The organism is Frankia sp. Hr75.2 (genome assembly GCF_949319125.1).
Lineage (GTDB): Bacteria > Actinomycetota > Actinomycetes > Frankiales > Frankiaceae > Parafrankia > Parafrankia soli.
The window spans coordinates 1-3819 of record NZ_CASGGV010000097.1; the positions used below are offsets into that span (position 1 = coordinate 1).

The following is a 3819-nucleotide window of genomic DNA, read 5'->3' on the forward strand; positions in this document are numbered from 1 at the left end:
ATGAGCTTGTGGTGAAAGTGCGTCTCACGGAGCGCGGAATGCAGGTGGAACAGCACGGTCATGCCCGGGTAGTAGGTCGCATAGTCGGTGATCTTGCGGCCCAGCCGTTCCAGTGACTCGGTGCCCCGGTCATACTCGACGAAGAACGTCGTCTCCCGCGAGCCCTCGATCCACTGGCCGTACCCATCCGGACGGATCGCTGCCGAGACACGATGATCCCACCTGATCACGTTCGTAACGGCGGGTTCCGAGTACCAGCTCGCCAACCGGGTAACCGGACGGGCAGCCGCCTCCCGGGCGAGACTGGTGAACAATCCGTTCACGCCCAGCAGGTGCTCGAGCGTGCTGCTGCGCGCCAAGCGGAGCACCGCGAGAGTGTGCGCCGACTGGGACACCGGCCGGTCCGCCCGCACCGCAGCGAGGAGCTGCACCGCTGGATAGCTCAGCGTGTAGCGCCACGCCTGCGACCCGGGATACACCCGCGCTCGGAACCGCTCCAACGCTCCTCGGCGCGTCAACGCCAGCAGCCGACGCTGCGCCCGATCCACCGAGGGATACAGCAACGCGGCCACCTGCTCCGCGGTCAGGACACGATGCGCCGCCAGCACATCCAGTAGGTAGAGATCTCTGTCGGTCAAACCCTGCAGGAGCGCCAGCGGCCCTACCGGCCGGCCCCGCCCGCGAGTCGAAGTCGTGGGAATACCTGCTCCAGGACGGTCGAGTCTGGATCCATCCGCGAACCCACCCAGCCGCGCTCACCTGCGTCAACGCACGCGCCGGCTATCCGGCTGGCCCGCCGTCTCATAACTCGGCGGGCCATCCGGTCCCAGACACGGTCACCCAAGCGGACCGCCACCCGGACCCACTATGAGGGGTTGCCGCGGTGCACTGGCCGACCGGCGTGATTGGTTAGAAGGCGATTTTCGGGAAGGTCCGCGGACGGAGAATGGACGCCATCTCTGTCGTCCCTCCTTTCCGGCACGACGCCACACAGGTGGCACCCGGCTGCGGACCCGCGTCCCCCGCGCCCGGGAAAACAGCTCCCGGGCGCGGCTCGCAGGCCACCCGACGCGCAGCGACACCCGCCGAGCTTCACGCTCCGTCACCGGTCCAGTGGACCGCCGACGGAAACGAGTCCCAGCACCTCGCTGCTACCAGCGCCCCGTCTCCCACCGAACCGGCCACCCGTTGGCGGGCCGGTGCCCGGTGGTCAAGGGGGCGGACACGACCGTAGCTCCACCCACCGGAACTGGACAAGCCCACCCACGCCCCTCATTTCACCTCTACGGGAGACCACGAAAGCCCGGGAAACGTCACCGTCGGCGCCGGTTCCCGCAGGTCAAAGACTTGCAACCCCCTCCGATCGACATAAAGGATGTCTCAGACATAATTGGATTTAATTGGCGAACATGCGCTTCTGCTCACGCAAACGAACATCAGTAGCAAAGGATCAGCAGTGGGACCCGCGTCACGATCGCCATGGCCATGAACTGCACGCCCCCCCCCGACGACCGCAACCGCCCGTGGCTACCGACGGGCCTTCGAACCAAGGCCGCGCTCCTGTAGCCATCGCAGCGAAGCCACGCCGAGCGCGGAAGCCATCTCGATCAGGCTGGGGTCGACTGATGGGCCCGCCGTCGTGACCAGGCGGAGGAGGAAACCGGAGTGCGCGGCCAACAGGACGTCGACGTGACGGGGGTCGACGTCCTTGATCAGCGGGTGGTCGCGGGCGTAGGGCTCGGGGTGAATGCCGTCGACCAACGCGCTCGACAGCAGCGTCACGACATCGCAGAAGGGAGCGCCGATCCAGGCGTGCGGCCAGTCGACAACGGATACGCCGTCGGCGCCTAGGAGGACGTTGAACCCATACAGGTCACCATGCAGGAGCGTCCGGCCTGCCAGGACCCGGTCCGCATCCGCCTCCAACATGACCAGGTCGTCGAGGCGGTCAGCGGCCCAGGCCATGATCGCGGCAAGGTGTGCCACGGCCCCAGCGCTCTGCGCCAGCGCCCGCCACCCACCGAGCCGCGGCGCAGCCAGGAGGGCCGGGTCGACCGGCGCCGGGGTGAGGTCGGCGCTCAGCGCGCTCAGGGCGTCGAGGACGCGATTCAGCTCGCCGTGCCGCCACGGCCGGCTGGGAAGCCGGCCCTGGATCTCGGCGTAGATGCCGGCGACCCACACGCCGTCGTCGTAGGAGTCCAAGAGCCGAGGCACCGGGGCCGCCGCTGGCAGACGGGCAGTGATCGCGATTTCGCGGAGGTGGAACTCGGCAACTGCGGACGCTCCCACACGGCTGGCTGCCTTCGCGAAGACCCGACGACCGTCCGCCAGAGCCAGCAGTGACGCGAGCCCCTCGGAGAACCCTCCAGGCTGGCTCACCGCCCCGATCACCGGCGCACCCAGACATGACTCAATACCGCGGCGAACCTCAGGTGGTAGTTCCTGCCACAGGATTCGGCGCCTACCTGTGCGGCTCAGCGACCGGTCGGCAACCGGCGGGCCGCCCTCACCGCGAGCCTCAGCCATCGCCTCCACTACCTCCTCACCCTTGTGTGCCTGCCCGATCTGTTGGTGTTCACGGTGTCAATCAGCCAGATCCGCGGACCGCAGACGGAGCGGTGCCGGGGGCGATGAGGCGGGCTTCGAAGTAGCTATCCGCGCCACGCACCTCGACCGTGACGAGGCTTGGATACGAAACGACTAGTTTTTGGCCTCGCCGGGTCGGCCGCTAGTCCAGGCGGCCCGGCTGATCGCGTGGACGTTGTTCGCCTTCCACGGGCCGACGTCGGCGATCTCACGGAAAGTCATCCCGAGCTTACGGGCTATCATGTTCATGCCCGCGTTCTCCTGGTGCGTGGCGGTGATCATTTCGTCGACGTCGAGGTGGGCGAACCCGAAGTCGAGCGCCGCCGTGATCGCCTCGGTGCCCAGGCCCTGGCCCCACCGGTCCCGACGGATCGATACCGCGACCTCCACGCCGGGCCAGCCTTGGGCGAAGTAGGTACCGGCCCGGCCGAGGAACTCCCCGCTGCCCCGGTCCTCGACCGCCCACATGCCATGCCCGCGGATCGCCCACATGCCGATCAGATGGGTGACCAGCCGCTCGGTGCCGCCCCGGTCGAACGTGCCGTCCAGGTAGCGCATGGTCGCCGGGTCCGCGTTCATCGCCGCGTACGGGTCGAGGTCGGCGGCTTTCCAGCCGCGCAGCACCAGCCGTTCGGTGAGCACGGTGGGGATGGTGAAGACGGACGGGGTTCCATAGTGGAGGGTCATGGTCACGCCTGGCCTGTGGTGAGTTCGAGGCGGGGGCGTGCCTGCCAGCGGTCCCAGAAGTCGCGCACGGGTCCGACGGTGGGGTGGCCGGTGAACGCCGTGGCGATCTCGGCGACCCGGTCGGAGACCGAGGCGGTCGGCCGGGTGTCCAGCATGTCCACGACCTTGCCCGCCACGGCCGCGGCTTCGTCGATCTCGGGCTGTTCCCGGGCGGTGAGGCTGGCCGCGAGCGCGAGCAGCGCGTGGCCGTAGTCCTCGAAGCCGACCGCCTGGCCGCCTTCGTAGGCGGCGAGCGCGGCGCGGGCGATCGGTTCCGCCTCGACGCCACCACCGATACGGGTGAGGACCCCGGCGTACATCATCTCGGCGGCGGCCGGGCCGAACGGGCTGATGCCGGGCTGCAGCGGCAGGTCCGTGACCGAGGCTCGCATCCGGTTCAGCGTCGCCCGGGTGCCCTCCGTGTCGCCGAGCGCGCCGAGGGCTCGTGCCTCGTAGCTGGCGATCCGGGCGCGGGTGTACGGGTTGTCCGCCACGACGGCGGTCTTC

Annotated in this window: 3 protein-coding genes and 1 pseudogene; all 4 read right to left on the reverse strand. The window is 68.9% G+C overall.

From position 1 onward, the window contains the following. Positions 1-638, reverse strand: a 638-nt coding sequence (locus tag AC559T_RS08885) for a replication-relaxation family protein (protein WP_498868409.1), incomplete at its 3' end; no start/stop codon positions are given. A gap of 889 nt (positions 639-1527) precedes the next feature. Then, positions 1528-2526, reverse strand: coding sequence for a phosphotransferase family protein (locus AC559T_RS08890; RefSeq protein WP_498868410.1), 999 nt, complete (start codon positions 2524-2526; stop codon positions 1528-1530). A 174-nt stretch (positions 2527-2700) separates the two neighbouring features. Further along, positions 2701-3273 (reverse strand): GNAT family N-acetyltransferase, encoded by a 573-nt coding sequence (locus AC559T_RS08895; RefSeq protein WP_498868411.1) that lies wholly within the window; start codon positions 3271-3273, stop codon positions 2701-2703. A 2-nt stretch (positions 3274-3275) separates the two neighbouring features. Then, positions 3276-3819, reverse strand: a pseudogene (locus AC559T_RS08900) (hypothetical protein); the annotation flags it as partial.